The sequence below is a fragment of the Actinomycetota bacterium genome, assembly GCA_035640355.1.
Taxonomy (GTDB): domain Bacteria; phylum Actinomycetota; class UBA4738; order UBA4738; family HRBIN12; genus CALGFI01.
Genome location: DASQWI010000007.1, coordinates 33,002 through 59,095, shown reverse-complemented (window position 1 = coordinate 59,095; position 26,094 = coordinate 33,002). Strand labels below are relative to the sequence as shown.

The window sequence follows — 26,094 nt, the reverse complement described above, 5'->3', positions numbered from 1 at the left end:
AAGCCTACAGGTACTGACCGGCGCTGACGCGTTCGACCTGCCGTCCCTCACCCGCCCCGTCGCCGAGCAGCGTGCGCACGTACACGATGCGCTCGCCCTTCTTGCCCGAGATCCGGGCCCAGTCGTCCGGGTTGGTCGTGTTCGGCAGGTCCTCGTTCTCCTTGAACTCGTCTCGGATGGCGTGCGCGAGGTCCTCGCTCTTGATGCCCTTCTCCCCCGTCGACAGGAAGCGCTTGATCGCCTCCTTCTTCGCGCGACGCACGATGTTCTCGATCATCGCGCCGGAGTTGAAGTCCTTGAAATACAGGATCTCCTTGTCGCCGCTCGCGTACGTCACCTCGAGGAAGCGGTTCTCCTGGTTCTCGGAGTACATCCGATCGACGGTCTGCTGGATCATCTTGCTCGTCGCCGCGGAGACGTCGCGACCGGACTTGTCGATCTCGTCGGGATGGATCGGAACCTTCGGGTTCAGGTACTTGCGCATGATGTCGTGCGCCTGGTTCACGTCGGGGCGCTCGATCTTGATCTTCACGTCCAGGCGACCGGGCCGGAGGATCGCCGGGTCGATGAGGTCCTCGCGGTTCGAGGCCCCGATCACGATGACGTTCTTCAGCGTTTCGACGCCGTCGAGCTCCGAGAGCAGCTGCGGCACGATCGTCGACTCGACGTCGCTCGAGATGCCCGAACCGCGCGTCCGGAAGATGGAGTCCATCTCGTCGAAGAAGACGATGACCGGTAGCCCTTCCTCGCTCCGCTCCTTCGCGCGCTGGAAGATCTGCCGGATCTGTCGCTCGGTCTCCCCGACGTACTTGTTCAACAGCTCGGGCCCCTTGATGTTCAGGAAGTACGAGTGTGCGTCCTGACGTCCGGTGCGCTCGCGAACCTTGTCGGCGAGCGACTTGGCGACGGCCTTGGCGATCAGCGTCTTCCCGCAACCAGGGGGGCCGTACAGCAGGACGCCCTTCGGCGGCTCGAGCTCGTGCTCTGCGAACAGCTCCGCGTACAGGAACGGGAGCTCGACCGCGTCGCGGATCGCCTCGATCTGTCCCTCCAGGCCGCCGATGTCGTCGTAGGAGACGTCCGGCACCTCCTCAAGGACCAGCTCCTCGACCTCTTCCTTGGGGAGCTTCTCCAGCGCGACGTTGGATCGCGGGTCGATCAAAAGCGGATCGCCAGCGCGGATCGGTTCTCTCAGCAGGCCGGCCGAGAGTGTCGCCACGAGCTCCTCGTCGCCGCGGCCGATCACCACCACGCGGTCGTCGCCCAGGCGGTCCTTCACCTTCACGACCTCGCCGGCACGGTCCGGTTCGAGCACCTCGACGACGTTCAGTGCCTCGTTGAGGATCACCTCTGCGCCCTTGTGCAGCGCGGCCCGGTCGACCTCGGGCGAAACGTTCACCCGCATCTTGCGACCCGCGGTGAACACGTCCACCGAGTCGTCGTCGTTGGCGACCAGGAACACGCCGAACGAGGCGGGCGGTCGGCTGAGCTTCTCGACCTCCTCACGGAGGCCCTCGATGCGTTCCTTCTCCGAGGTGAGCGTCGACGTGAGCTTCTCGTTCTGCACGAGCGCGCGAGAGAGATCGGATTTGGCCTCGAGGAGCTTCTCCTCCAGGATCTTGACCTGACGAGGAGCGTTCGTGAGGCGGCGGCGAAGGAGCGCGATCTCGTCCTCGAGGAAGCGGACCTGCGTCTGCAACTCGTGGATCTGCTTCTCCGCCCGTTCCTGCTCTTCGCGTGGATCGGGCTCGCGCATCACGTCACCTCCCGCGTTTCCCGAGCATACCCGCGGTCCCCTCGTCGGCCGATGAGCGTGCCGGAGGTCTTCCGACCGATCGATACGGTCTTCGGCACGTTTCCGGGTTGACCTGAGATGAGACTCGGCTCATCCGGCATCGATTCCCCGCCGAGCGACGGTGATGAAGCCGGTGTGTCCGATCATCCGCTGTTCCGGCCGGACGCTTCGTTCGGTGACGTGCCAAGAGCGAAGCAGCACCTCGAACGTCTCGAGGTGCTCATATCCCCGTTCGTCGAGAGCCATGACGAACTCCTGGACCTGTCCGGTGGTCGGGACATACGCGCAGATGATGCCGCCGGACGGAAGGGCCGTTACCAGCGCCTCCAGGACTCCCCACGGCTCGGGGAGATCGAGGATCACCCGGTCGAATCGCTCGCCGGTCGTAGCGACGTCGCGGACGTCTCCAGCGCGAAGCTCGAGCCACGCCGGCAGCTTGCCCAGGTAGGCCTCGATGTTCTCGGACGCCTTCGCTTGGAACTCCGGACGAAGCTCGTAGGAGACGACGCGCCCCTCGGGACCGGCGGCCCTGCACAGCGCCATCGTGAGCGCCCCCGATCCCGTCCCGGCCTCGAGCACTTCGGCACCCGGGACGATGTCGGCCTCAACGAGGATCGCGCCGACGTCCTTCGGATACACGACCTGCGCCCCGCGCGGCATCTTCAGAACGAAGTCGGCCATCCGTGGGCGGAACGCGTGGAACGACATGCCGGTCGCCGAGCGGACGACGGTTCCCTCATCGGCCCCGATGAGCAGATCGTGCGGCACGCCACCGCCGTGGGAGTGCCACGTCTCTCCGCCGCGGAGGCGCACGAGGTACCGCCGCCCGCGCTGGTCAACGAGCAGGATGCGTTCGCCCGGTTCGAACGGCGTGCTCACGAAATCAGGCTAGCGCACGCCGAAGACGCAACCGCTCAAGCGATGGCAGCGGGATTCACGCCGAGCTCGACGGAGAGCGTCACCCGCTCACCGGTGGGACGAACCACCTCGAATTCAACAGTGTCTCCCGGTTCGTGCGACCGGATCGCTTCGCCGAGCGCCGCGGAGTCCGGGATCGCCTCGCCATCGAATGTGACGACGACGTCTCCTTCTTCGACGCCGGCGTCCTCCGCCGGGCCGCCCGGGACGACATTGACGATGCCAGCGCCCTCCTCGACAGAGGTTCCGGTTGTGAACTGAAATTCCGGATCGGACGCGTCGATGGAACCGATCCCCATGAACGCGACGGGCGCACCGGGCTCCTCGGCGGCCTGCGTGATCGTCGGCGTGACGGAGCTGATCTGGATGGCGAACCCGATGTTCTCGGCGGCGCTCGTGCCGGCAGTGTTGATGCCGACGACGTTGCCCGCCATGTCGACCAGCGGACCGCCCGAGTTGCCCGGATTGATGGCGGCGTCGGTCTGGATCACGTCCGTGTACACGCGCTCCTGATCCGAGCCGCACTCCTCGAGCGGGCAACCGGGATCGCGAACGCTGATCCTCCGGGTGAGTGACGACACGATGCCGGACGTCACCGACGGCCCTCCCTCTAGTCCCAGCGCATACCCGAGTGCCACGACCTGCTGACCGAGCCGCAGCTCGCCCGAGTCACCGAGCGGAACCGCCGGCAGCCCCTTGGCGTCGACGTCGAGCACGGCCAGGTCTGCTTGTATGTCGCCGCCGATCACCCTCGCGTCGAACTCTTGGGGCTGCTCGTCCGAGGTGAAGACTCTGAGCCGGGACGCACCCTCGACGACATGGAAGTTCGTCACGATCACGCCGTCCTCGCGCACGACGAACCCCGTCCCCTGTCCGCCGTCTCTCTTGACGTTCACGACCGACGGGAGGACCTGGTCGACGACGTCGGCCACCGTGCCGCGGCTCGTGGGGATGGGTGCACTCGTGGGCAGTTCTCGGGCCTGGGCGTTGTCCGCATCCGTGGTGCTCGACGTGCACGCCGCGAGGAGCAGCGCGACCGACGCGATTGACGAGACGAGGAACCTGTTCATTGGCTTGGTCATGGGCTTGTTCTCCAGTTTCTTCGGTTCACAGGGCGTTCGACACGCCCTCCGGGAACGTTCGCGAACACACGGAAGAGTGTCCGAGATCCACAAGGCATCGAGCGCGGGCGCTCAGCCGACGGCCTGCGGAACGGAGCTCGGCCGGGGAAGCAGCCCGGCGCGCTCGATGACCTCGACGATCGCCTCCTCGTTCCGGATCGTCATCAGGTGCAGGCCGCTTACGCCGGGGATCGCGCGAACCTGCTCGACGATGTCGAGCGCGAGTCCGATGCCTTCGTCCCGTTGCCGATCCGGCGGGACCGAGTCGAGACGGTCGACGACCTCATCGGGAACGTCGATCCCCGGGACCTGGTCGCGCAGGTACCGGACGGCCTTGGCCGACCGCGGCACGAACACTCCGGCGAGCACCCAGGCGTGCTCCAGCAGGCCGAGATCCGCACATCGAGCCATGAACAAACGCATCTTCGACAGGTTGAAGCAGATCTGAGTCTGGACGAACTCGGCGCCGGCTTGGATCTTCTTCCCCAGGCGCATCGGCCGGAAGTCCAGCGGGGGTGCGAACGGGTTCTCGACGGCTCCGATGAGGAACTCCGGCGGCTGCGTCAGCTGCCGTCCCGACACGTACCTGCCCTCGTCGCGCAGCACACGGGCGATCCGGAGCAGGTGGATCGAGTCGATGTCGTAGATCGGCTTCGCCTCGGGATGATCTCCGACGCTCACGTCATCGCCGGTCATGCACAAGACGTTCCGAACGCCGAGCGTAGCTGCGCCGAGCATGTCGGCCTGCAGCGCAAGCCGGTTCCGGTCTCGGCATACGAACTGCATGATCGGTTCGATCCCGGCGTCGGAGAGCAGGTGCGCGGCCGCCATCGGCGAGAGATGCGGGTGCGCCGAGCTGTTGTCGGTGGCGTTGACGGCGTCCACCTTCCCCCGAAAGACATCGGCGAGCTCCGCGACCGATCGGGGGTCGGCCGAGTCAGTGGCCTGGAGCTCCGCCGTCACCACGAACTCGCGGCTAAGGAGCAAGCGGTGGAGGTCGCTCCGCGCCGACGGAGCGGCGCTCATCGCTCGCGCTTCGTGCTCGCCGGCTGTCGTCTCGCCGGGTCCCACGCCGCCGGCACGTGCTGGTCACGCCGCGTCAGCAGGTTCTCCCACGACGACGTCTCCTGCAGTCGCCAGTCGACCGGTGGCTCAACGCGCTCGATATGGTCGCGCCACAGCGGCAGCGTCCGCGAGCCCTCCCACGCGGACACCCACACGCACTTCATGTCGGGAACGACCTCGCAGTGACCGTCCTGGAGGGTGCCGCCGCACGGGCCGTTCCGCAGGTTCTTCGGACACCGCATCGGGCAGACGAGGCCGGTGGAGTGAAGGATGCACTGCCCACACATCCGGCAGTCCCACACGGCCTCCTTGATGGCGCGTTCGACAAGGACGATCGCCCTGCGGAACCCGCGCGGCGGCGGAACGGTGGGCGGGGGCCTTCGGTCGAGCGTGCGAGCCATACGGGCCGGGGCGCGACGCGGGACGTTCAGCTGGCCCGCAGGTCGCTCGCCGGCACCTCCTTCCGCGCGTCGACGAAGGGGATCGCCGTCGTCATGACGGTGAGGGGTCCGTGCTCCGACTCCACCTGGAGGGCGTTCCCCGGTCCGGCCAGATCGATCGGGACCCAGGCGTATCCGATGTTCCTCTCGAGCCGTGGAGACCAGATCGCGTCGGTGACCCTCCCCACCCGCTCGCCGTTTCGAACGACGGGCCAGAACCACGACAGCTCGGCGGGCAGCTCGTTGCCTTCCCATTCGATCCCCACGAGCTTGCGGTCGACGCCGCGGGCCTTGAGGTCCTCGAGCGCTCGTTTGCCGATGTAGTCCTGCGGCTGGTCCTCGACGAGGTGCTCGAGTCCCATGATGTGCAGAGGCGTGTCCTCGTGCGTCATGTCGGAGTTGTAGTTCATGATCCCGGCCTCGATGCGACGAGCCTCGACCGGTGCAACCGCCCGGATGCCGAGCTCGTCGCCCGCCTCGAAGACCGCGTTCCACAGGTCGTCGCCGCGGTCGGGGTCGAGCAGGTTGATCTCGAACCCCCGCACCGCCGTCCATCCCGTTCGGCTGATCAGAACGGGGATGTCCTTGATGTCGAACCAGTCGCACCAGTAGTACTTCAGGTCGTAGATCGCCGCGCCCACGAGCTTCTCGAGTACCTTCGCCGCCTTGGCGCCCTGCACCTGCATCGGGTACGCGTGCGGGTACGAGACGTCCACGTCCACGTTCGCCTGCGTGGCCACGCCGAGCGCGTACAGACCGGCGTCCGAGTCGGCGAGCTGCATCCACCAGCGGTTGTCGCCGACGTGGAGCAGCACGGGATCGTTCACGATGCCGCCGTCCGGCGCCGTGACGATCATGTACTTGCCCTGCTTCACCGCGCACTTCGTCAGGTCGCGGCACGTGAGCATGTCGACGAATCGGTCGGCGTCCTTGCCGGAGATCTCCACGGTGCGTTCCACGGCGACGTCCCATACCGTGACGTCGTTGAGGAGGGCCCAGTACTCGGTGACTGGGTCGTCGAAGTACGCCGGCAGCAGCATGTGGTTGTACACGTCGTATGCGGTGCACCCGGCCCGGCGGGTCGCCTCGAAGTACGGCGAGCGTCTGTACCACGGCCCGAAGTAGATCGTCGCGCTCTGCTCGAGCATCTCTGGGCGTTCGTTCGCCATCACCGTCGCGCTCCTCGGCCGCCGCCCTCGCGGCGGGCGGGTTGAATCATCGTTCAAACGGCCGCTCGGCTGCAACGTGCGTTCTGGCTCGAGGGAAGGCGCGGCTCAGGAGACCGGGATGCGCTTGTCCGGGTCGACGAACGGCATCTCCACGACCGTGGCCGCCCGGGTACCCCACTCCGTGTCGACCGTGACGCTCGTCCCCAGCGTGGAGCGGTCCGCCGGCAGCCACACGAACCCGATGTTCCGCTCCAGCCGCGGCGAGTAGATCGCCGAGGTGACCTTGCCGATGCGCTCACCGCCGTCGGTGACGGGCCACTTGACGTTGTTGAGCTCGGGGAAGGGGTCGCCGTCGATCTCGATGCCGTTGATCCTGCGGGAGACGCCTCGGTCCCTGATCTGCCGCAGCGCTGGGAGCGAGAGGCTCGCGTCGTCGGGCAGATCCCACGCGACGAGTCGCTCCAGTCCCATCTCGAGCGGGTTGTTCTCGTACGTCATGTCGGCGCCCCAGTTGAAGATGGCCCCCTCGATGCGCCGGATATCCGATGGACCCGTTGGTTTGATGTCGAACTCCTCGCCTGCCGACATGATCGCCTCGTACACGTCGGTGCCGCGCGTCGTGTCCGTGAGATAGACCTCGTATCCCACCTCGGACGTCCATCCCGTTCGGGTGATGACGACCGGCGCGCCGGCGATCTTGGCCTCGGTCCACCAGTAGTACTTGAGCTCGAGGATCTCCTCGCCGAGGAGCTTGACCATCAGATCCTTGGACCGAGGTCCCTGAACCTGGAGCGGCGCGACGTCGGCCTCCTTGATCGTCACGTTCAGATCCGGGTAGGCGTTCTTGAGGCCTCGCGCGAACAACAACGCGTCCGACGACGCCAGCGCGAACCAGAACGTGTTCTCGTCCATGCGCGTGAGGACCGGATCGTTGACGAGGCCTCCGTCGCCGTCACAGATCAACACGTACTTCGCCTGACCGACCGCGCACTTCGACAGATCGCGCGGGGTAAGGAGCTGCGCGAAACGGAACCCGTCGGGCCCGGAGATCTCCAGGCACCGCTCGACCGACACGTCCCACAACGTGACGCCGTTCAGCAACGCGTCGAACTCGGCTTCGAACGTGTCGAACCGGATCGGGAAATACATGTGGTTGTAGACGGTGAATCCCATCGGTTCGTACCGCTGCGTCGCTTCGTAGTACGGCGTGCGCCGGTTCCGGGCACCGCGCTGAACCTGGCTCATGTCGAACGGCATGGATGGCCTCCTCGTCTGTTCGGGCCGGCGGCGAGCAGCCGTTGACGGCCGACGTCGCGCGATGCGGTCATCGTGGCGGCGGGGCGTCGTGCGCCGCAACGACGACGCTGACCACAGGTCAGGAAAGGTCGGGTGACGCGAAGACGCGCTCGCCCTCGACGAGCGTCAGCACCACCCGCGCCGCGTGGATCTCGTCCGCGGGGATGGAGAACAGGTCGCGGTCCAGCACGATCAGGTCCGCGTACTTGCCAGGCTCGAGCGACCCGGTGACGTCGTCGAGATGGTTCACGAACGCCGATCCCAACGTGAACGCGCGGATGGCCGTCTCGAGATCCACCGCCTCGCCGGGGATGAACGGCACCCTCGTCCAGTCGCCTTCCGGGGCGTATGTCTGACCGCCGAAACCCTTCCTGTTCACCGCGACGTGGATCTCCTCGATCGGGTTGGCGCTCGAGACCGACCAGTCGCTCCCGGCGACGAGCGTCGCCCCGGACCGGATCAGCGAGCCGAACGGATATTGCCAGCTCGAGCGCACCTCGCCGAGGAACGGGATCGTCAGGTTGAGCATCTGCGGTTCGTTCTGCGCCCACAGCGGCTGCATGTTCGCGGCGACGCCGAGCTGGGCGAACCGCGGGATGTCGTCGGGGTGGATGATCTGGATGTGCGCGATGTGGTGGCGGTGGTCGTTCATCCCGTTCGCGTTCCGAGCGGCCTCGACCGCGTCGAGTGACTCTCGAACGGCGCGCTCCCCGATCGCGTGGAAGTGGACCTGGAACCCCTCGGCGTCGAGCCGCGACACGTAGCGTTTCAACGCTTCGGGTTCGACGAACGACTTCCCGCGGTTGTCGGTCGGCTTCCCGCTCTCGTCGAGGTACGGCTCGAGCACCCCCGCGGTGAAGTTCTCGATCACGCCGTCCTGCATGATCTTCACGCTCGTCGCCGCGAACCGGCCCTCGCGGCCGCGTTCGCGCGCCTCGAGGAGTTCGTCGATCTGCTCCTCGCCTCGGTACCGGTCCCACCACAGCGCACCGACCACCCTTGCGGTGAGCTCATCCGCTCCTGCGAACCGGAGGTACGCGTCCAACGTCCGGTACACCTCGTTGACGCCGACGATCGCGTCCTGCCACGCCGTGATGCCGAGCGAGTGGAGATAGCCTTGCGCGACGCGGAGCCCGGCGATCCAGTCCTCGGTCGTCTCCGCCGGCGCGAACTTCTCCGCGAGGAACACGGCGCCCTCGTGGAGTGTCCCCCACGGCTCGCCGCCGTCGTCGCGGACGATCACGCCGTCGACCGGATCCGGCGTGTCCTTCGTGATGCCGGCGATCTCCAGCGTCCTGGAGTTGACCCACACGCTGTGGCCGTCGCGGCTCGGAAGCATCACGGGCCGATCCGGAATCAGTCGGTCGAGGACGTCCTTCGGCGGGTTACCTCGCGGGAACACGTCCATGGACCAGCCGCCGCCGAGGATCCATTCGACCTCGGGATGCTCGGCCGCGTACGTGGCGATGATGCGCTCGTACTCCGGGATCGAGTACGCGTCGGACAGGTTGCAGCGCAACATCTCCAGACCACCGCTCGGGGGGTGCACGTGCGCGTCCTGAAAGCCGGGGAGCACCGTCCGGCCCTTCAGGTCGAGGACCTCGGTACCGGACGTGATGACCTCGCGCACGTCGTCGTCGGTGCCGATCGCGGCGATCTTCCCGTCCGCCACGGCGACGGCCTGCGCGCGCGGTCGCCTCGGATCGACCGTGTGCACCGCACCGTTGACGAGCGCGAACGTCGCTCGACCCGTCACGCGTTTCCCCTCTCGAGACGCGCGAGAGCATACGGCGAAGCGTCGGTGCCTCGCGCGCCACCGAGCGTGGGTATTCGCGCGGAGGTAATCGATCAGAACAGGGCGGCTTGACCGATGAAGCCGAGCACGAGCAGACCGACCGTCGCCAGCAGCAGGACGCCGCTCGCGATGGCTTCGCGAACGATCGGGTCGTCGCGGCGACGTGACTGGTTCGGCTGCATCGTGTGCTCGATACCCAGTCGGCCGAGCGCCCAACCACCTTTAGGATGCGCGGCGTGGACCGGCAGCAGGCGTTCCTGTTCGACCTGGACGGAACGCTCGTGGACAGCGTCTACCAACACGTCCTCGCGTGGCGCGAGGCGCTCGAGGCGGCCGGGATCGAGCTGTCGGTGTGGCGGATCCACCGAAAGGTCGGCATGTCAGGCGGATTGTTCGCGAACGCCCTCCTTCGCGAGACCGGTCGGGAGGTGACCGCCGAGGACGCAGCCCTGCTCCGGCGGCTCCACGCCGAGGCCTACGCCCGCCGCGGCTCGCAGGTCAGACCGCTGCCGGGGGCGCTCGAGCTGCTTCGGGCACTGACGGACGGCGGCACCCCTTGGGCCATCGCGACGAGCGGCTACCGGGAATCGGCAGGCCCGGCGATCGAGCTCCTCAACGTCCCCGACGACGTTCCGGTTGTCACACGCGAACTCGTCCCCAGGGCCAAGCCCGATCCCGATCTGTTCCTCACCGCGGCGGAGAAGCTCGTCATCGCGGTCGAGGACTGCGTCGTGGTGGGCGACAGTATCTGGGATCTCCTGGCCGCTCGGCGTGCGCGCGCCCTGGGCGTCGGGGTCTTGTCCGGCGGGTACGGGCGCGAGGAGCTCGAGCGCGCCGGCGCGTACCGCGTGTACGAGGACACCGCCGATCTGCTGGCGCACCTCGACGAGGTCGGCATCAGGTGATCCCGATGCCCTTCACGACGCGCTCACGATGACACCTTCGTAGGGGCGGAGCCTCGTCGCGACCGCACCGACGCCCGGGATGGTCGAGAGGAGGACCTCGGCGCCCGCCGGCGGTTCGATCTCGCGGTGTTCGTCGCCGAAGTTCAGGTGGATCTGCACGGCCGTACCGTGGTGGTGCGTTCGTTCGTAGGAGAAGACCCCCGTCGGCGCCTCCAGCGAGCGGTACGCACCGACGGCGAGCGCCGGCGTTTCCCTACGCAGCCGGACGAGCGAACGGAACAGACTCAGCGTGCTCGCCGGATCGTCCCGCTGCCCTTCCACCGTGAGGGCGGGATCGTTCGACGCGATCGGTACCCACGGCTCGGCGATCGAGAAGCCTGCGTTCGGGCCGGACGACCACTGCATCGGCGAACGCGCGGGGAGCCTGTCGAGCCCTGGCGCGCCGAACGCCTGCGGATCGGCGAGCGGATGTCCGGCCGGAACGACCGCGTTCCGCATGCCGAGCTCGTCGCCGTAGTACCAGGTCGGCGTTCCGCGCAGCGTGAGCAGCAGCATGTGCGTCACGCGCAACAGGTCCGGACCGACGCGCGTCGCGATCCGTGAGAAATCGTGATCGCCGAGGAGCCAGTTCGGCCACGCGCCGGGTGGCACGAGCGCGTCGTACGCATCGACCGCCGAACGCACCTCGTCCGCCGACCACTCGCGGAGCTCGGTCAACGTGAAGTTGTGCGGGATGTGCGCTTCGTCGAGATTCTCGCCGTGGTACGTGACGGCGCGTTCGGGCGGGAGAACGACCTCGCCGATCATCACGCGCTCCGGGTACTCATCCACCACCGATCGGAGCGACCGAGCCCGCGCGTGGGCATCGGGCCCGTCCTCGGAGTACCGCCGCACCAGCTGCAACCGCGCCGGTAACCCGTCGTGCCAGTCGGGGTCGAGCGGGTTGTCCCGAAGCTCCGGGTCCTTGCCGAGCAGCCACAGCACGTCGACGCGGAACCCGTCGACGCCCCGGTCGAGCCAGAAACGCATGGCGTCGTGGATCGCCGCCGGCACCTCGGGGTTGTTCCAGTTCAGGTCGGGTTGCCCTGGATCGAACGAGTGCAGGTACCACTGGCCCGGCGGTTCGAGGTAGTCCCACGCTGGCTTCCCGAAGTAGCTGACCCAGTTGTTCGGAGGGCCGCCGCCCGGCAGTCCGTCGCGCCAGACGTACCAGTCGTGCCTGGGGCTGCTCGGATCGCGGCTCTCGACGAACCACGGGTGCTTGTCGGAGGTGTGGTTGGGGACGAGATCCAGAACGAGCCGAACGTCGTGTTTGTGCAGCGCAGCGACGAGCCGATCGAAGTCGTCGAGCGTGCCGAACGCGGGATGGACGTCGACGTAGTTCGAGATGTCGTAGCCGAGGTCCGCGTCCGGCGAGGGGTAGATCGGCGAGAGCCACACCGCATCGACGCCGAGCCACTGCAGGTACTCGGCCCGCTCGGCGATGCCGGCCAGATCGCCGACGCCGTCACCGTTCGAGTCGGAGAAGCTGCGCGGATAGATCTGGTACACGATGCCCCGCTGCCACCACGTGGGACTCTCAGGCACCCAGCCGTCCCGGTCGCTCACGTCGTAATCCCCTCCGTCGCGAGTCCGGTGGACTCTAGCCACTCGGCGTCGAGCGTCGCCGGTCCGTGCACAATGCCCGGATGCTTCACCTCCCGGACGGACGAACGCTGTGGCATCGGGCGCGACGCGAAGTCCGAACGTTCGCCGGCAGGTGGCCCGCCGTCGCCAGCCGTTTCACCACCGGCGAGTTCCCAACCGAGGCCACGGAGCTCTGCATCGAAGGGTTCCTCAGGGCGGGCAACACGTTCACCGTGATCGCGTTTCAGCACGTGCAGCCCGAGCCCGTGAGCATCGCCCACCACGTTCACGCCGCCGGCGCGGTCATCGCCGCCGTCGGAATGCGAACGCCGACCCTCGTGCTGATCCGGCCGCCCGAGCAGTCGGTGCTCTCGTACGTGGTCCGGTGGCCCGAGCTCACGATCGGCCAGGCATTGCGAGGGTACGCGCGCTTCTACCGGCCGCTGCTCCCCTACCGCGACGGGTTCGTCGTCGGCCGCTTCGAGGACGTGACGTCCGACCTCGATCGCGTGATCCGTCGGGTGAACGAGCGCTTCGGCACCAGCTTCGTGCCGTTCGAGCCGACCGAGGCAAATCTCGCCGCCGTCCGCGAGGAGATGGACCGGTGGGACGCGAACACCTACCGGCGAGGTGGACAGATGGAGCTCGGACGTGGGCGCCCGACTGAAGAAAAGGAGTCGCGGAAGGCTGAGCTGCTCGAGCGGTACCGAGCGCCGTCGGTGTCACGTCTCCGCGAGCGCGCGGAACGCCTGTACACCACGTTCGCGGCGCACTCGCGTTGATGGCTACTCGGGCGTGAAGTCGACGCCGCTGTACAGAATGACGTTGGCGTATGGGGAGAACTCGCCGGTACGGACGACCGCCTTGGCCTCAGCGGTGATCTCTTTCAGTTCCTGGTGGGACACCGATGACTCCGCGGCGGTACGAAGCCGCATGCGGAGGGCGTCGACGATGTGGGGACTCGACTCCTTGGCCATCGTGTAGCGCTCGACGCGGAGCTCGGAGAGCACGGCGTCGACAACGTCCAGGAACGCCGGCTGACCCGGTGCAAACGCCAGGTCGATCCGGAGAACGCCGGTCGGGATGGGCAGGCCGGCATCGGTTATGCAGAGCGCGTCGCCATGACCCATCGACGCAATGACCCGCGCCAAGCGGGGATGGAGGATGCCTCGATCCTTCACGCGTCGCCTCCTTCGTCCCGGGGATGAGACATCACGCGGAGCGTACGTGCAAGATGCCGAGATGCCCGAGCTACCGGACGTCGAGGCGTTTCGACGGCGGTTCGCTCGGCATGCCATCGGCCGGACGATCGGCGAGGTCGTGGTGACCGACCCGGGGATCCTCCGAAACGTGACGGCCCACGAGCTGAACGATGCGCTCCACGGCCGGCGGTTCGACGAACCCGAGCGCCGGGGGAAGTGGCTCATCGCGTGGACCGATGGCCCGAGCCCGCTGATCCACTTCGGGATGACCGGAGACATCGAGTGGGCCGGAAGCGCCGACGGCCGGCATCGGCACGATCGCGTGATCTTCGTCCTCGATCGTGGGGAAATCCGGTATCGGAACATGCGAAAGCTCGGCGGTCTGTGGCTCGCGCGGGACGCGGCGGACGTCGATGCGCTGCTCGGACAGCTCGGTCCGGACGCAGCGAGCATCGACCGACGCGGATTCATGGAGCTGCTCGAACGACGACGTGGCGGGATCAAGGCCGCGCTCATGGATCAGACGTACATCGCCGGCGTCGGAAACCTCCTCGCCGACGAGATCCTGTGGCAGGCACGCATCCATCCGCTTCGGCCGATCCCGCAGCTGTCGAAAGAGGAGCGGTCGCGTCTACATCGGGCGCTCCAGACGGTGATCGCGCGGACGGTCGATAGATACCCGGAGGGTTACGAGACCCGCTGGACCGTCGCTCGCGGACGGCCCATGGCGCGATGTCCTCGTTGTCGAACCGAACTGGCACGAATCGTCGTCGGCGGCAGGACGACGTACTTCTGCCCGAGGTGCCAGCAGCTTCCGACGTGAGCAGCGTCGGCTCCCCCTCGGACGCAGGCGCTCAGCGCCCTCGTGACCCCCCGAGGGTTGGGACTCGCGGACTCCTACCCGGCGCTCATCTGTCAGACTCGGCCGCCTTGATCTGCGCGGCGAGCTCATCCGCGCTCGCGTCGATCTCGGCCGAGACATACCGGTTGACGGCCTTGATGTTCGCGGCGATGTTGTCTGTTCGAGGGGAGGATTTACGACCGGACGGCATGGTCGAAATCTGACTCGCGTTTGACACGGGCTCGGTACCGGACGCGTTGTGAATCACCGAGACCCGCACCGCACGGTGGCTGTCCTGAGAACCTAGCGGTCGGCGGAGCTTTACAAACGCCTGCGCCTCGAATCCCAGTCTCACCGCACCGGACGAGTCCGCGCTGGCAAGCAAACGACCACGACCGAACGGACTAACGACTTGCGGGCTATGACTCTGTCGCGGCCTTGTCGGGAGCGTCCGGGATGACGACGAAGGTTTCTGTCGTTCGCTGACCGACGTTTACACCCAGTCGGTCGATCACCTCAGCAAGTTTCTCCTGTGCGCGCTCGAGCCCGGCAACGGCCGTGCCGAAGACGCGCCTGATTTCGGCCGCCTCAGCTAGTGCTTCCGCGCGCGTTCGGTCGGCGTCGGCGCGTGCGGCGTCCACGATCTGCGCCGCCTCGGCCTCGGCTTCGGCTCGGCGCTTGATCGTCTCTTGTCTCATGCGCACGGCGTCGGCCCGATCGGCTCGCGCGGATTCCGCGGCCGAACGCGCATCGCGTATGTGCGTCCCGACCCCCTCGACGAACCCACGTACGAGTTCCACGATCTCCGATCCAGCCTGCTGGTAGGGATCGGTCTCCCTGCCTCCGGGCGTCGTCGTCGGCGTGATTGATTCGCTCGCTCCGCCGGCCGGCGACGTCGGCGAACCCGTTACCCCGATATTCGAGCTCTCATCCATTTGTCATCGAGGCTAGTCCCCCGCCTGAGGGCGGCAACACCGACAATGGTCTGCGACTCAGAAATACTGCCCTAGGCCTTTCGTCGGTCCCCTGCCATCGTCGGCAAACGTCCGCGCCTATTCGGTGAGCCGCGATGATGCATATGGACACACGGTGTCGGCACCTCGAGATCACCGACTCCGGTCGCCGTACGGCGCGGCAGGGGGTTCGTTGTCACCCAACGCTCTCGGCGTAAAGCGGAACCTGCCAGCCGCCGCTGCACACCAGTGGGGCATCCACTTCCGACACGTGCACAGACTGATTCCCTTTCCTTATTGTCCCTGGCCCAACGGTCTCGTGGCCCTCCGAGGCACCACGGTGGCAGCGCAATCAGAAGCCCCGGAGGCAAGGGTGGCTTCCGGGGCTTTATCGTTTCCGCTGCTGGTTGACGTGTCGGAGGACCGAAGTCTCCAAAGTGCCACCAGGAGTGGCGATTCTTGCCGTGGCCGACTTTCATGTAACAAAGATCGCAGCACCCTGAGCGGTCCGTGGAGAGATAGCAATAGCGATCATCCAGTGATCCTGACGCCTCGGCAGACGGGGCGCGACGAACGACTGCATCTCCGTTCGTCGCCTCTAGACGCGCGCGCCGTAGATATTCTGGTCCAGGCCTCCCTTGCTCAGGCAGGGATCGTCGATCGTCGGTGACGAGTACGAGGGCGCGTCGATGTCGTTCGGCACATAGGTGCAGGGCTGGAGGACGTCAAAGCCCTCCACGTCGGCGCCCTCGCGCGGGTCGACGCCTCCCACGAGGTCCCGGGAATCCGTCCATACGACGTTCACCGCGCCAGACACAGCCGAGACATAGAGGTAATCGCCCCAGAACCCGACCCGGCGCGACCCGTGCGTCATCCACCCGAAGTTGCTCCCCGACGTGCTCACCACGGACTCCGTCCAGCTGTGACCGCCGTCGGTCGACTCGGCGATCATCGCCTGGACCACGTCACCCGAGTTCATTCCGCTGCCGGTGTTGCCCGGCGGCAGACTCGGCGAGTAGGCCGGGTCGTCCCTCGAGTCGTAGAAGATCACCGTAAGCGTTCCGTCCGCCGTCGCAACATCGGGGAACCACTGGTGGCCCAGTGTCACCGCGTCGAGGGTCTCGGCCTCGCCCCACGTGTCACCGCCGTCGGGCGAGTTGCGCACGAAGACCTTCGACTGGCCACTCGGCAGCTCGGAGCCCCACACCACGTGCACGCCGGTCTCGTCGGCGGTGACCGCCGAGTTGCTGAAGAACCGCGAGAACGTGAGTCCGCTTTCGCACTCGAACGGCCCGTCGCCGCAGTCGACCGTCCCCGTCGTGCCGGCGAACTGGTTCGAGTCGAACAGCTCGATCGAGGCGACGTGGATCGGCGCCTCGAACGAGACACCCCCGCTCGTAGAGCGTTGCAGCCAGATGTCCGCCGTCGGCCGGCTCGAGGATGGATAGGTCAGGTACGTGAGCCACACCGTCCCCTCCGGGCCCACGGCCAGGTCCGCGAACGAGGCGGTCCCCCGCTCCTTCGGCGTGACCCTGATCGGCCGGGAGAACGAAAGGCCACCGTTCGTGGACCGCGAGAACAGGACGGCGTTCGTCGGCGCGAAGCCGTCGTACTGCGACCAAGCGACGTACACGTTCCCGCCATAGGCGCCTGCAGTCTGGTCGACCGTGAGGTTGATCTTGTCCTGGAACAGCCCGGTCAGGAACAGCCCGGACGGCGTCCCGCTCTTGACGAGCACCGTCCGGTCGTACGTGGCGCCGTGGTTCGTGTACTTCGCGACGTAAACGGACCCGTTGACAGGCGCCGAACGGTTGAAGCAGATGAAGGCGTAGAACAGGTTCCCGTCGGCGTCGAACGACTGTGTGGGGTCGCCGGCTGCCGCGCAGCTGCCGTGCACGGGCGAGGCCGTACCTGCGGCCGACGTGTCGTCCGGGTACCCGGGGACCAGGCTGTTGGTCCACGTGCGCCCACCGTCCGTCGAACGGTAGTACCCGGTCCAGACCTCGTCGTTCACGATCGCGGAGCAGTAGTCGTTCGCCCCCGCCACGACCACGTTCGGGCTCGAGGGGTCGACCGCGACCGACGGCTCGTTCTGCTGCCGGCGTCCCGTGCTGCAGCCGTTCGTCGTAGTGTCGGTGCCGCCGTCGTAGCGCACGTAGCTGCCCGCCCGGTCGTCGATGGTCACGCGGGCGTTCGGCGCGGCGAGCGAGGGCGTCGCCAGGACGGCGACAAAGGAGAGCGCGGCCACCAACGGAAAGATGCGTCGTCTCATCTAATGCCTCCTTGCGAGCTCACAAACCACACGAGCCACGGGCTTCGACGCGGTCGATGCGCTTCAACCTAGGACGGCCTGGCGTTTTCGCGCAAACTCGGTGGCCGACCGGATGTCCGCCACGACTGGAACGCGTGCCCGAGTTGCACGCGACGCCAGCCCTTCCTAGGCTCGGCCTCCAGATGCGGTCCGGTCACGCAGGACTGCACCTCGACGACGACCGAGGAGGTAGGTGACGTGACTCACATCCGCACCGCCGGTCCGGGTTTCGCGACGCGTTCGGTGATGTCGTTGGTCGCCGCGGCGGCCCTCGTGTTCGCCTTGGCTCCCATCGTCGCCGGTGCCGCCCCGCCTGATTCTCTCACCGCGACCGGGGCGACCAACGTGGGGTTCTGCGGCGGGGATGACTGGGAACCAGAGATCGCCGCGGCAGGTACGCACGTTTACGTGGGGATCGCCCATTTCCCGGGAGATTCCTCGTGCGACGCCGCCGCGGGCGGCCCACGCGAGATCTTCGTCCGCTCATCCGACGACGCCGGAAGGACATTCGGCCCGCTCGTCGCTCTGCCTCGGCTCGGCTACCCGAACGTCGTGGACGTCGTCGTGACGGTTGATGACGTCAGCGAGGACGTCTACGTGAGCTTCCTCGCGTACGGGAGCGGCTTCGCCACCGACGTCCTCGTCGCCAAGTCGTCCGATCACGGCGCCACCTGGACCACGACCAAGATCAACGGGCCGCTCTGCACGGCGTGCGATCACCCGTGGCTCGTCGCTCACGACGACAACGTGTACGTGATGTACGCCTCTGGCGAGGACCACTTTCTGTCACGATCGTCGGACGGTGGCGCGACCTGGTCGGAGAGCCTCGTCCTCGAGGACACGCACGTCGCGTTTCCGGAAGGGGCCGTCCTCGATCCCGCAGGGAACGCCTGGTTCGCGTGGGGAGACTGCTTCGGCAGTTGCACCGGCACCACCGCGGCGATCTACCAGGTGTCGAAGACGGTCGCCGGGACGTCGAACACGAAGTTTGCCCGGTGGCCGAGGGCACCGCCGGTCCGCACTGTCCGCCGGCCGGTTCGTGCGGCTTCGCCTACTGGGGGCCCCAGGACGACATCGCCATCGACGCCGCCGGAAACCTGTACCTCGTGTGGCAGGACAACCTCCCCGACAAACCCGGCCGCCCCACCATCGTGCAGCTCTCGAGCTGCTCGGCCGGGTCCGACTGCACAGAGTCGGAGAATTGGGAATACGTCGGTCGCGTGGACGACAAGACCTCCACCGGTTGCGCGGGTGGGGCGTGTTACGCGCTGTACCCGAGGGTCGAGGGGGGCAACGCGGGCCAGATCAGCGTGATCTGGATGGACGACCGTCTTGGCACGCCGCTCGACCACAACAACGGATGGAACGTCTGGTATCGCACGTCGACAGATGGCGGTATCTCGTGGACGGGGCCAAGCGTTCGCGTCTCCGAGTTCGATCCGGACCGCTCCGAATCGCACCCGAACGGCTTCGAGTTTCCCTACGGCGACTACCAGGGGATCGATCTGCTCGGGAACCGAGCCGTCATGACGTGGGGCGAGGGGCACAACTACGTCGGCGGCCCGACGAACCCGGGCATGTGATCTACCGGTCGCTGCGAACGTAGGATCCGCTTGTCAACTGGGGGCGTGGTCTCGTGCCCACGTCGGACGCGAGCCCGCGGACGAGAGCGGTGAGGTCGACCGGGTTCCCATCGAACCCTCGAGCGCCGGCTCGCATCGCAGCCCAGGCACTAACTATCGGCGAGATCTTCCCGACTGGATGCCGTCGACGCCTCCTACGACAACGTGCGGCCATTCCGTGCCTCTCAGTCGCACGCTCGTGAGTGAGGACGGAGAACTGCAATGCAAGCTTGTTCTGGATCCGAGCCGCGACTAACAGCCCATGAGCTGAGGTGGAACGATGTCGCGGGAAACGTGTGAACGATGTCCCGAGACACACATTTGGTGTCGGAGGGGGGATTTGAACCCCCACGGGCTATGCGCCCACTAGGCCCTCAACCTAGCGCGTCTACCTAGTTCCGCCACTCCGACGGGTGAACATCGATACTACCAACGGCGCGTTTGCCCTCGGACCTTACTTCCACTGCCAAGACAGCCAGAACGTGCTCAGACCGAAGATCAGACCAGTAGCGACGGTGATCCGGTCCAGCCGGCGCTCGAGCGACGTGCCGCCTGACAGGCTCGACGACCCGCCGAACATGTCCGACAGCCCGCTCCCCTTCCCCGAGTGCAGCAGGATGAACACGATGAGGAACAGGCTCGACAGGATGTTCAGCACGAGGGCGACGACGTCCAGCACGGCGACCCAGTCTACCGGCCGGAATGGGAGACGCCGTTAAGACGCCTGGATCTCCGCCCGGTCCTCGAGCGGGAAATGGCACGCCGCGACCTGGCCGGGATGGTGCGGCGCGAGGGCGGGCTCCTCATCCCGGCACCGTGGGTGGGGCTGGTCCGCGTACCCGGCTTCGGCAGCCACTTCCCGGCTCCGCGGGCACCTGGGGTGGAAGCGGCAGCCCGACGGCGGGTCGATCGGGCTCGGCACGTCGCCCTCGAGCACGATCCGCTTCTTGTGCGCCGACAGATCCGGGTCCGGGATGGGAACGGATGAGAGAAGCGCACCCGTATACGGGTGCTTCGGGTATCGGTACAGCGTCGAACCGCCGGCGACCTCAACGACCTTCCCCAGGTACATCACGGCGACCCGGTCCGAGACGTGCTTCACGACCGACAGGTCGTGCGCGATGAAGATGTACGTCAGACCGAAGTCCGACTGGAGGCGTTCGAGCAAGTTGATGATCTGGGCCTGGATCGAGACGTCGAGTGCCGAGACGGGCTCGTCGCACACGATCAGCCTCGGTCGGAGGGCGAGGGCACGCGCGACGCCGATCCGTTGACGCTGTCCGCCGGAGAACTCGTGCGGATATCGGTTGTAGTGCTCGGGGTTCAGCCCGACGAGCTCCATCAATTCTTCGACGTTCGACTTGATCTTGTCCTTCGGCACCGAGCCGTGGATACGGAACGGATCCGCGATGATCGAGCCGACCGTCTTTCGCGGGTTCAGCGATGCGTACGGGTCCTGGAACACCATCTGGATCTGCCTGCGAAGCGGCCGCATCTGCCGGCGACCGAAGTTCGTGTAGTCGTCCCCGTCGAAGTACAACCGCCCCTCGGTCACGTCGTAGACCTTGAGGATCAGCCTCGCCAGCGTCGACTTGCCACAGCCGGTCTCTCCGACGAGGCCGAGGGTCTCGCCGGGGTAGACGTCGAGGTCGACGCCGTCGACCGCGTGCACCTGCCCGATCTTCTTCTGGAAGATCACGCCTCTCGTGATCGGGAAGTGCTTCTTCACGCTCTCGATCCGAAGGAGCGGTGTGCGCGGAGGCCTGCCGTCCGACGTCGTGGGCGTTCGATCGACGAGCGTCATGCCCGCTCGAGGACCTGCTCGCGGAAGATCCGTTCCTTCTCCGCGAGTGAGAGGTGACACGCGGACGCGTGGTGCCCGTCCGATGGGAGGAGCGGGGGCACGATCTCCCGGCAGACGTCCATGACGTACGGGCATCGCGGGTGGAACGGGCACCCCGACGGGACGAAGATCAGCGACGGCGGCAGCCCCTTGATGGGGTGGAGCGGCTCATCCTCGTCGCTGTCGAGTCGCGGGATCGACTGCAGCAGGCCCCACGTGTACGGGTGGTGCGCGTCGTAATAGATGTCGCGCGTCCGGCCCGCCTCGACGATCGTGCCGGCGTACATGACCTGGATGTCATCGCAGTGTTCGGCGACGACGCCGAGGTCGTGCGTGATCAGCACGACCGCCATGCGGAACTCCTGCTTCAGGCGGTCGATGAGCTCAAGGATCTGCGCCTGCACCGTCACGTCGAGCGCGGTGGTCGGCTCGTCCGCGATCAGCAGGTCCGGGTTCAGGGCGAGGGCCATGGCGATCATCACGCGCTGCCGCATGCCGCCCGAGTACTCGTGTGGGTACTGGCGTGCGCGTTCGGCGGGCTTGGGAATACCCACGAGGTTGAGCATGTCGACGGCCCGATCCCAGGCCTCCTTCTTCGACGCCTTCTCGTGCGCGCGGACGGCCTCCACGATCTGCTCCCCGACCGTGTAGAAGGGGTGAAGCGACGTCATCGCGTCCTGGAACACCATCCCCATCAGCTTGCCGCGGAAGTGACGGAGCTCCTCGTCGGGTAGGCGGAGCAGATCTTGGCCCCGGAACAGGATCTCGCCTTCGATGTGTGCCTGCTTCGACGTGACGAGCCCCATCACGGTGAGGAACGTGACGCTCTTCCCGGAGCCCGACTCACCGACCACGCCCAGCGTCTCGCCGGCATCGATGGCGAAGCTCACCCCGTCGACGGCCTTGACGACCCCGTCCGCCGTCGGGAAGTGAACCCTCAGGTTCCGAACCTCCATGAGCGGCTCGGCGGACGAGACACGGGGCGTGCCGTCGATCATGCGTATTTGATCCGCGGATCGAGGAACGCGTACAGCACGTCGACGACGAGACTCATGATGGCCACGCCGAGCCCTGCGAGCACGACGACCGCCAGGATCACCGGCAGGTCGCCGTTCCCGGTCGCTCGAACGACGTACGTCCCCAGACCGGGAAGGTTGAAGACGGTCTCCGTGATGATCGCCCCGCCGAGGAGCTGGCCGAAGTCGACGCCGAACAGCGACACGATCGGCGTGAGGCTCGAGCGGAGCGCGTGCTTGAACACGACCTTGCGTTCGGACAGGCCCTTCGCGCGCGCCGTTCGAATGTAATCCTCGCTGAGCGTCTCGAGAAGGTTGCTCCGCACCATGCGCGCATAGAACGCGGCGAACAGCAGCGCCAGCACGGACCAGGGAAGGATCATGTGGAGGAACCACTGGGACGGGTCGTCCGTGAGGGAAACGAACCCGGTGCCGGGCAGCACCTTGAGCTGCTGCCAGAACACCCAGAGCGCTATGAGGCCGAGCCAGAAGACTGGCGCGGACACACCGAGAAGCACGAACCCCATCGCCAGCCTGTCCGCGACCTTGCCCCGGTTCAGGGCGGAGATGATCCCGATGACCACACCGACGATGAGCCACAGCACCGCCGCCCCGGCGGCGAGCTGGAACGTGACGAGGGCCCGGTCGAACAGCACCGGCCTGATGGGCGATCGGGTAAGGAACGAGAACCCGAAGCCCGGCCATCCGTACTCGTCGCCGAGGAAGATGCGCTGCACGAAGAGCAGGTACTGCATGTAGGCGGGCTCGTCGAGGCCGAGGGACTCCTTGACCTGCGCGATCAGGCGGGGAGTGGGGGCCCTGCCGGCGAACAGGATCGAAGGATCGGTCGGCGGCATGACGAAGAAGATCACGAACGTGAACAACGTGACCAGGAAGAGCACCAGCACGACCCAGAGCAGACGCCGGATCAGGTACCTACCCATGCAGGTTCCTCAGACCGCGGTCACGTAGAGGGAAGCCGCTGCGAACGTCCACGTAGGGCGATTGTATGGGGTGGAACGGGACAGCCGTCGCCCAGGCTTCCCTGGGCGACGGCTCCCGGTGCTCCCGACCCCTAGGCGCCCTGTGCCGACTGGTCGACCGCGACCTTCGAGAACGCCGTCACGCCGGCGAACTGGTCGAAGTCCCACGCCGTCACCGCCGGACCGATCGTCGTGAGGATGTTCGGCCACAGGTACGGGACCCACGGCACGACCTCCTCCATCAGCTTCTCGTCCAGTGCCAGCCAGCACTCGTTCGTGGCTGCGGCGTCGCCCTCGAGCGCGACCTGCTTGCAGTTGTCGATGTCGGCGTCGACGTTGGGAGTCTCCACGAAGTCGATGCCGCACTCCTCCGCCTTCTCGCGCGTAAGGCCGACGAGCGAGTAGTTGAAGTTGCCCTCGCACGCGATGCCGCGCCCGTCGAACAGGAATCCCACGAACGACGATGAGTCCGGGAAGTCCTTGCCCCATCCCGGGTTCATCCCGAGCGGCGTCTCGTTGGAGACGGTCTGGATGATCGTGTAGTGGTCCTCGGCCTCCCGAACGTCGACCTCGATCCCGATCTGCGCCAGCGCGTCCACGACGACCGGCTCGGACTCCGTCCACGGCGACGTGTTCCGGTTCACCATCAGGAGCCCTGAGCACTCCGGAGCATCGCACACGCCGTCGCCGTCGCTGTCATACGCCGATTGGCGCATCTCTTCCTTCGCCGCGTCGAGGTCGCCGGCCCAGTTCGGCGTGGGATACGGGTCGTACTCCTCGTTCGTCGGACTGCCTCCGGTCATGTTCGGCGGCTGGATGTGCGTGGCGACTTCGCCGCTGATCTGGCCGCCCCAGGCCTGCAGGATGCTGGCCTTGTCCATCACCAGGTTCACCGCTTTTCGAACGTGGATGTCGTCGAACGGTGGCGTTGTCAGGTTCATCGTGATGTACCACGTGCGGTCGTCGTTGCCTGACTTCAACCGGTCCTGCAGCTCCTCGCTCGTCGAGTACCGCTGGAGCACGTCGGCCGGCGGGTTACCCGAGGAGACGGCGCCGTCCAGCTCGCCGCGCTCGATCTTGTCGTAGATGTCCGCGACGTTGGTGTTCAGGTCGATGTTGATCCCGTCGACGTAGTTCGCGCGGACCGTGGGGTCGTCAGTCGCCGGGTCGTAGTCGGGGTTGCGAACGAAGTACGAGTGGTCCTCGGGGTCGAACCCGGAGATCGGGCCCGAGCCCGTCAGCGCGTCACAGCTCGACGCGTCGAGCTGATCGGTCCCCTCGTACATGTACGGACCCGAGGAGATCACGTAGCGCCCGTACTCCCCCGCCTCGGTGAAGCAGCCGGCGACCTCTTCCGGCATCGGCCCTGCGGCCGGCATCGCCGTCAGGAACTCGAACTCGGGCGCGAGCCTCGTCAGCTCGAAGACGATCGTCTTGTCGTCCGGCGTCGTGATTCCGGGGATACCACCGGGGCCCGGGTCCTTTCCCGCCTCGAACCCGTCGATGAGCCCGTAGTAGTAGAACCCGTACTGCGCCACGAGTGATTCGGTCGCGATCCGCCGGAACGCGAACTCGACGTCCGCGGACGTGATCTCGCGGCTGAGGGGCGGCCCGAACATGATGCCGTCCTTCAGGTGGTACGTGTAGGTCAGGCCGTCGGCACTCACCTCCGGCATGTCCTCGGCGAGGTCCGGTACGAGGCTGTTGCCCGCCTCGCCACCGGTATGCGGATACGTGAGCAGCGTGCGCTGCAACAGGTTCGTGAAGATGCCGAACGAGATGCCCAGGTACTCGCCCGTGGGGTCGCCGCCGCTGGTGTAGGCGATCCCGTCGGTCTCCATGCGGTAGGTGCCGCCAGTCTGAACCTCGCCCGTAGCACCGTCGGGACCGGTTTGCGCCGGCCCTTCCTCGTCGTCGCCGCCGCAAGCGACGGCGACCATCGCCACGATCGCGAGAAACGCGACCGCCGGTAGCATGCGTCCTCTTCTCACCTTGCCCCCTCTCTCAGCTCTCCGTCGAGCCGCTTTCCTGTGTTTCCGCTCCACCCGTCGCGGCCACGGGGCCGCGAACGTCGAGCTGCTTGATCTTCGTGGAGAGACGCGGGTCGAGCGCGTCTCGTAGACCGTCGCCAACCAGGTTGAATGCCAGCGTGGTAAGGACCAAGAACAGACCGGGGAAGAACATCGCCCACCAGGCGATCTCGAAGATCGGAGCGGCCTGAGCGATCTGCCGTCCCCATTCGGGAGTTCGCTCGGGGACTCCGAGACCCAGGAACGACAGCGACGACGCGAAGATGATGTTCGTCGGGATGACCAGCGTCGAATAGACGATGATCGGGGCGATGAGGTTCGGGAGCACCTCGCGGAACATGATCGAACCGTTTCCCGCCCCGAGCACTCGACTTGCCTGGATGTAGTCCCGTTCTCGAACCGACAGCGTCTGACCGCGAACCAGCCGGGCGATGTTCGGCCAGCTGAACAGCGCGATGACGAAGATGACGACGGGAACGCCCGGCTTGATCAGGCCGCCGAGGCATCCTTCCTTCGCGCGGGAGCACGTCGACACGATGCCGATGGCGAACAGGAGCAGCGGCATCGACAACATGACGTCCGTACCACGTGCGATCGCCGTGTCGGCCCACCCGCGGAAGTAGCCCGCGGTCATGCCGAGGATCACGCCGATCGTGACGGCGATGGCCGTGGCGAACAGCGCGATGATCAGAGACGTCCTGATCCCGTAGATCACGCGAACGAACAGGTCCCTCCCCACGCGGTCCCCGCCGAACCAGAACTGTGCGTTCGGCCCCTTGGGGAGCCCGAACTCGTTCAGCATCTCTTCTCGAAACAGCTCGTATGGCCCGTGGTGGACGACGTACCTGGAGATCAGTGACGCGGTGAACGCCAACAGAACCAGCAGCACGAGGATTCCGAGCCCTGCGATCGCGGCCCGATCGCTTCGGAATCGCATCCAGAAGAGCTGACCCGGAGACTTGCCGACGACGACCGGACCGGCCTGCGCCGACGTCACCTCGGTTGGGCCGGCGCCGACCTCTGTTTGCAGTTGCGACATGCGCCGATCGCATCTCCGGCGTTGTAGGGAACTCGGGCATCCTAGCGACGGCGCCGAAGCCCGAGCAACCCGCTCACGAGCACATATACGCCCCAGCGCACGCGGTGGGATTGCCGCGCAGGTG

At 66.7% G+C, this 26,094-nt stretch carries 25 protein-coding genes and 1 tRNA gene; 4 read left to right on the top strand and 22 right to left on the bottom strand.

The features are described from left to right. Positions 1-4: 4 nt before the first annotated feature. The 9 genes from arc to VFA08_03775 all read right to left on the bottom strand — a co-directional run bounded on the left by arc (position 5) and on the right by VFA08_03775 (position 9,781). On the bottom strand, positions 5-1,756 hold the full coding sequence (gene arc, locus VFA08_03815) for a proteasome ATPase (protein HYZ12716.1): 1,752 nt from the start codon (positions 1,754-1,756) through the stop codon (positions 5-7). Positions 1,757-1,885: 129 nt separating this feature from the next. Further along, positions 1,886-2,674, bottom strand: coding sequence for a tRNA (adenine-N1)-methyltransferase (locus tag VFA08_03810; protein ID HYZ12715.1), 789 nt, complete (start codon positions 2,672-2,674; stop codon positions 1,886-1,888). Positions 2,675-2,709: 35 nt separating this feature from the next. Then, entirely contained in the window at positions 2,710-3,795 is a 1,086-nt protein-coding gene (locus tag VFA08_03805; GenBank protein ID HYZ12714.1) for a trypsin-like peptidase domain-containing protein, read from the bottom strand. 111 nt (positions 3,796-3,906) lie between these two features. Further along, a complete protein-coding gene (locus VFA08_03800) occupies positions 3,907-4,860 on the bottom strand; it encodes a methylenetetrahydrofolate reductase (GenBank protein ID HYZ12713.1) in 954 nt (317 codons plus the stop codon). Beyond that, positions 4,857-5,300 carry a methylenetetrahydrofolate reductase C-terminal domain-containing protein gene (locus tag VFA08_03795; GenBank protein ID HYZ12712.1) on the bottom strand — a complete coding sequence of 148 codons (444 nt, stop codon included), beginning with the start codon at positions 5,298-5,300 and terminating at the stop codon, positions 4,857-4,859. The genes VFA08_03800 and VFA08_03795 overlap by 4 nt, the downstream gene beginning before the upstream one ends. Before the next feature lie 26 nt (positions 5,301-5,326). Then, the gene (locus VFA08_03790) at positions 5,327-6,508 is read right to left on the bottom strand and encodes a glycine cleavage T C-terminal barrel domain-containing protein (GenBank protein ID HYZ12711.1); all 1,182 of its coding nucleotides are present in this window, start codon (positions 6,506-6,508) and stop codon (positions 5,327-5,329) included. Positions 6,509-6,613: 105 nt separating this feature from the next. Further along, positions 6,614-7,765 (bottom strand): glycine cleavage T C-terminal barrel domain-containing protein, encoded by a 1,152-nt coding sequence (locus VFA08_03785; GenBank protein ID HYZ12710.1) that lies wholly within the window; start codon positions 7,763-7,765, stop codon positions 6,614-6,616. A gap of 118 nt (positions 7,766-7,883) precedes the next feature. Further along, positions 7,884-9,560, bottom strand: coding sequence for an amidohydrolase (locus VFA08_03780; GenBank protein ID HYZ12709.1), 1,677 nt, complete (start codon positions 9,558-9,560; stop codon positions 7,884-7,886). 92 nt (positions 9,561-9,652) lie between these two features. Further along, on the bottom strand, positions 9,653-9,781 hold the full coding sequence (locus tag VFA08_03775) for a hypothetical protein (GenBank protein ID HYZ12708.1): 129 nt from the start codon (positions 9,779-9,781) through the stop codon (positions 9,653-9,655). A gap of 54 nt (positions 9,782-9,835) precedes the next feature. Between VFA08_03775 and VFA08_03770 the strand changes: the two genes are divergently transcribed. Beyond that, positions 9,836-10,504, top strand: coding sequence for an HAD family hydrolase (locus VFA08_03770; protein HYZ12707.1), 669 nt, complete (start codon positions 9,836-9,838; stop codon positions 10,502-10,504). Positions 10,505-10,516: 12 nt separating this feature from the next. Here VFA08_03770 and VFA08_03765 read toward each other — a convergent pair whose 3' ends face one another. After that, positions 10,517-12,112, bottom strand: a complete 1,596-nt coding sequence (locus VFA08_03765) for an alpha-amylase family glycosyl hydrolase (protein ID HYZ12706.1) — start codon at positions 12,110-12,112, stop codon at positions 10,517-10,519. Positions 12,113-12,177: 65 nt separating this feature from the next. Between VFA08_03765 and VFA08_03760 the strand changes: the two genes are divergently transcribed. Next, positions 12,178-12,912 carry a hypothetical protein gene (locus VFA08_03760; protein HYZ12705.1) on the top strand — a complete coding sequence of 245 codons (735 nt, stop codon included), beginning with the start codon at positions 12,178-12,180 and terminating at the stop codon, positions 12,910-12,912. 3 nt (positions 12,913-12,915) lie between these two features. Here the strand turns inward: VFA08_03760 and rbsD are convergent, their stop codons facing one another. Continuing rightward, complete coding sequence (gene rbsD / locus VFA08_03755) at positions 12,916-13,311, bottom strand: D-ribose pyranase (protein HYZ12704.1); 396 nt, start codon at positions 13,309-13,311, stop codon at positions 12,916-12,918. Between the two features lie 61 nt (positions 13,312-13,372). Between rbsD and VFA08_03750 the strand changes: the two genes are divergently transcribed. Continuing rightward, entirely contained in the window at positions 13,373-14,155 is a 783-nt protein-coding gene (locus VFA08_03750) for a DNA-formamidopyrimidine glycosylase family protein (protein ID HYZ12703.1), read from the top strand. An 85-nt stretch (positions 14,156-14,240) separates the two neighbouring features. Here VFA08_03750 and VFA08_03745 read toward each other — a convergent pair whose 3' ends face one another. From VFA08_03745 to VFA08_03730, 4 genes are all read right to left on the bottom strand, one after another. Beyond that, a complete protein-coding gene (locus tag VFA08_03745; protein ID HYZ12702.1) occupies positions 14,241-14,528 on the bottom strand; it encodes a hypothetical protein in 288 nt (95 codons plus the stop codon). A 64-nt stretch (positions 14,529-14,592) separates the two neighbouring features. Further along, positions 14,593-15,108 (bottom strand): hypothetical protein, encoded by a 516-nt coding sequence (locus VFA08_03740; protein HYZ12701.1) that lies wholly within the window; start codon positions 15,106-15,108, stop codon positions 14,593-14,595. A gap of 616 nt (positions 15,109-15,724) precedes the next feature. After that, positions 15,725-17,398, bottom strand: a complete 1,674-nt coding sequence (locus VFA08_03735; protein HYZ12700.1) for a sialidase family protein — start codon at positions 17,396-17,398, stop codon at positions 15,725-15,727. A 522-nt stretch (positions 17,399-17,920) separates the two neighbouring features. Continuing rightward, complete coding sequence (locus VFA08_03730; GenBank protein HYZ12699.1) at positions 17,921-18,100, bottom strand: hypothetical protein; 180 nt, start codon at positions 18,098-18,100, stop codon at positions 17,921-17,923. 332 nt (positions 18,101-18,432) lie between these two features. Here VFA08_03730 and VFA08_03725 point away from each other — a divergent pair, with 332 nt between their 5' ends. Continuing rightward, the gene (locus tag VFA08_03725) at positions 18,433-19,020 is read left to right on the top strand and encodes a hypothetical protein (protein ID HYZ12698.1); all 588 of its coding nucleotides are present in this window, start codon (positions 18,433-18,435) and stop codon (positions 19,018-19,020) included. 361 nt (positions 19,021-19,381) lie between these two features. Here VFA08_03725 and VFA08_03720 read toward each other — a convergent pair. The 7 genes from VFA08_03720 to VFA08_03690 form a co-directional block, all read right to left on the bottom strand. Beyond that, a tRNA-Leu gene (locus VFA08_03720) sits at positions 19,382-19,470 on the bottom strand. 43 nt (positions 19,471-19,513) lie between these two features. Continuing rightward, the gene (secG, locus tag VFA08_03715) at positions 19,514-19,735 is read right to left on the bottom strand and encodes a preprotein translocase subunit SecG (protein HYZ12697.1); all 222 of its coding nucleotides are present in this window, start codon (positions 19,733-19,735) and stop codon (positions 19,514-19,516) included. A 39-nt stretch (positions 19,736-19,774) separates the two neighbouring features. After that, positions 19,775-20,863, bottom strand: a complete 1,089-nt coding sequence (locus VFA08_03710) for an oligopeptide/dipeptide ABC transporter ATP-binding protein (GenBank protein HYZ12696.1) — start codon at positions 20,861-20,863, stop codon at positions 19,775-19,777. Then, on the bottom strand, positions 20,860-21,900 hold the full coding sequence (locus VFA08_03705) for an ABC transporter ATP-binding protein (protein HYZ12695.1): 1,041 nt from the start codon (positions 21,898-21,900) through the stop codon (positions 20,860-20,862). The genes VFA08_03710 and VFA08_03705 overlap by 4 nt, the downstream gene beginning before the upstream one ends. Further along, complete coding sequence (locus tag VFA08_03700) at positions 21,897-22,862, bottom strand: ABC transporter permease (GenBank protein HYZ12694.1); 966 nt, start codon at positions 22,860-22,862, stop codon at positions 21,897-21,899. Before VFA08_03700 ends, VFA08_03705 begins: the two co-directional genes overlap by 4 nt. Positions 22,863-22,993: 131 nt before the next feature. Further along, entirely contained in the window at positions 22,994-24,892 is a 1,899-nt protein-coding gene (locus VFA08_03695) for an ABC transporter substrate-binding protein (protein HYZ12693.1), read from the bottom strand. A gap of 13 nt (positions 24,893-24,905) precedes the next feature. Continuing rightward, the gene (locus tag VFA08_03690) at positions 24,906-25,970 is read right to left on the bottom strand and encodes an ABC transporter permease (protein ID HYZ12692.1); all 1,065 of its coding nucleotides are present in this window, start codon (positions 25,968-25,970) and stop codon (positions 24,906-24,908) included. Between the last annotated feature and the right edge of the window lie 124 nt (positions 25,971-26,094).

Coding starts and splice junctions, on each gene's coding strand:
- arc (HYZ12716.1), bottom strand. CDS start 1,756: ATGCGCGAGCCCGATCCACGCGAAGAGCAGGAACGGGCGGAGAAGCAG.
- VFA08_03805 (HYZ12714.1), bottom strand. CDS start 3,795: ATGACCAAGCCAATGAACAGGTTCCTCGTCTCGTCAATCGCGTCGGTC.
- VFA08_03800 (HYZ12713.1), bottom strand. CDS start 4,860: ATGAGCGCCGCTCCGTCGGCGCGGAGCGACCTCCACCGCTTGCTCCTT.
- VFA08_03795 (HYZ12712.1), bottom strand. CDS start 5,300: ATGGCTCGCACGCTCGACCGAAGGCCCCCGCCCACCGTTCCGCCGCCG.
- VFA08_03790 (HYZ12711.1), bottom strand. CDS start 6,508: ATGGCGAACGAACGCCCAGAGATGCTCGAGCAGAGCGCGACGATCTAC.
- VFA08_03785 (HYZ12710.1), bottom strand. CDS start 7,765: ATGCCGTTCGACATGAGCCAGGTTCAGCGCGGTGCCCGGAACCGGCGC.
- VFA08_03775 (HYZ12708.1), bottom strand. CDS start 9,781: ATGCAGCCGAACCAGTCACGTCGCCGCGACGACCCGATCGTTCGCGAA.
- VFA08_03750 (HYZ12703.1), top strand. CDS start 13,373: ATGCCCGAGCTACCGGACGTCGAGGCGTTTCGACGGCGGTTCGCTCGG.
- VFA08_03740 (HYZ12701.1), bottom strand. CDS start 15,108: ATGGATGAGAGCTCGAATATCGGGGTAACGGGTTCGCCGACGTCGCCG.
- VFA08_03735 (HYZ12700.1), bottom strand. CDS start 17,398: ATGAGACGACGCATCTTTCCGTTGGTGGCCGCGCTCTCCTTTGTCGCC.
- VFA08_03710 (HYZ12696.1), bottom strand. CDS start 20,863: ATGACGCTCGTCGATCGAACGCCCACGACGTCGGACGGCAGGCCTCCG.
- VFA08_03705 (HYZ12695.1), bottom strand. CDS start 21,900: ATGATCGACGGCACGCCCCGTGTCTCGTCCGCCGAGCCGCTCATGGAG.
- VFA08_03700 (HYZ12694.1), bottom strand. CDS start 22,862: ATGGGTAGGTACCTGATCCGGCGTCTGCTCTGGGTCGTGCTGGTGCTC.
- VFA08_03690 (HYZ12692.1), bottom strand. CDS start 25,970: ATGTCGCAACTGCAAACAGAGGTCGGCGCCGGCCCAACCGAGGTGACG.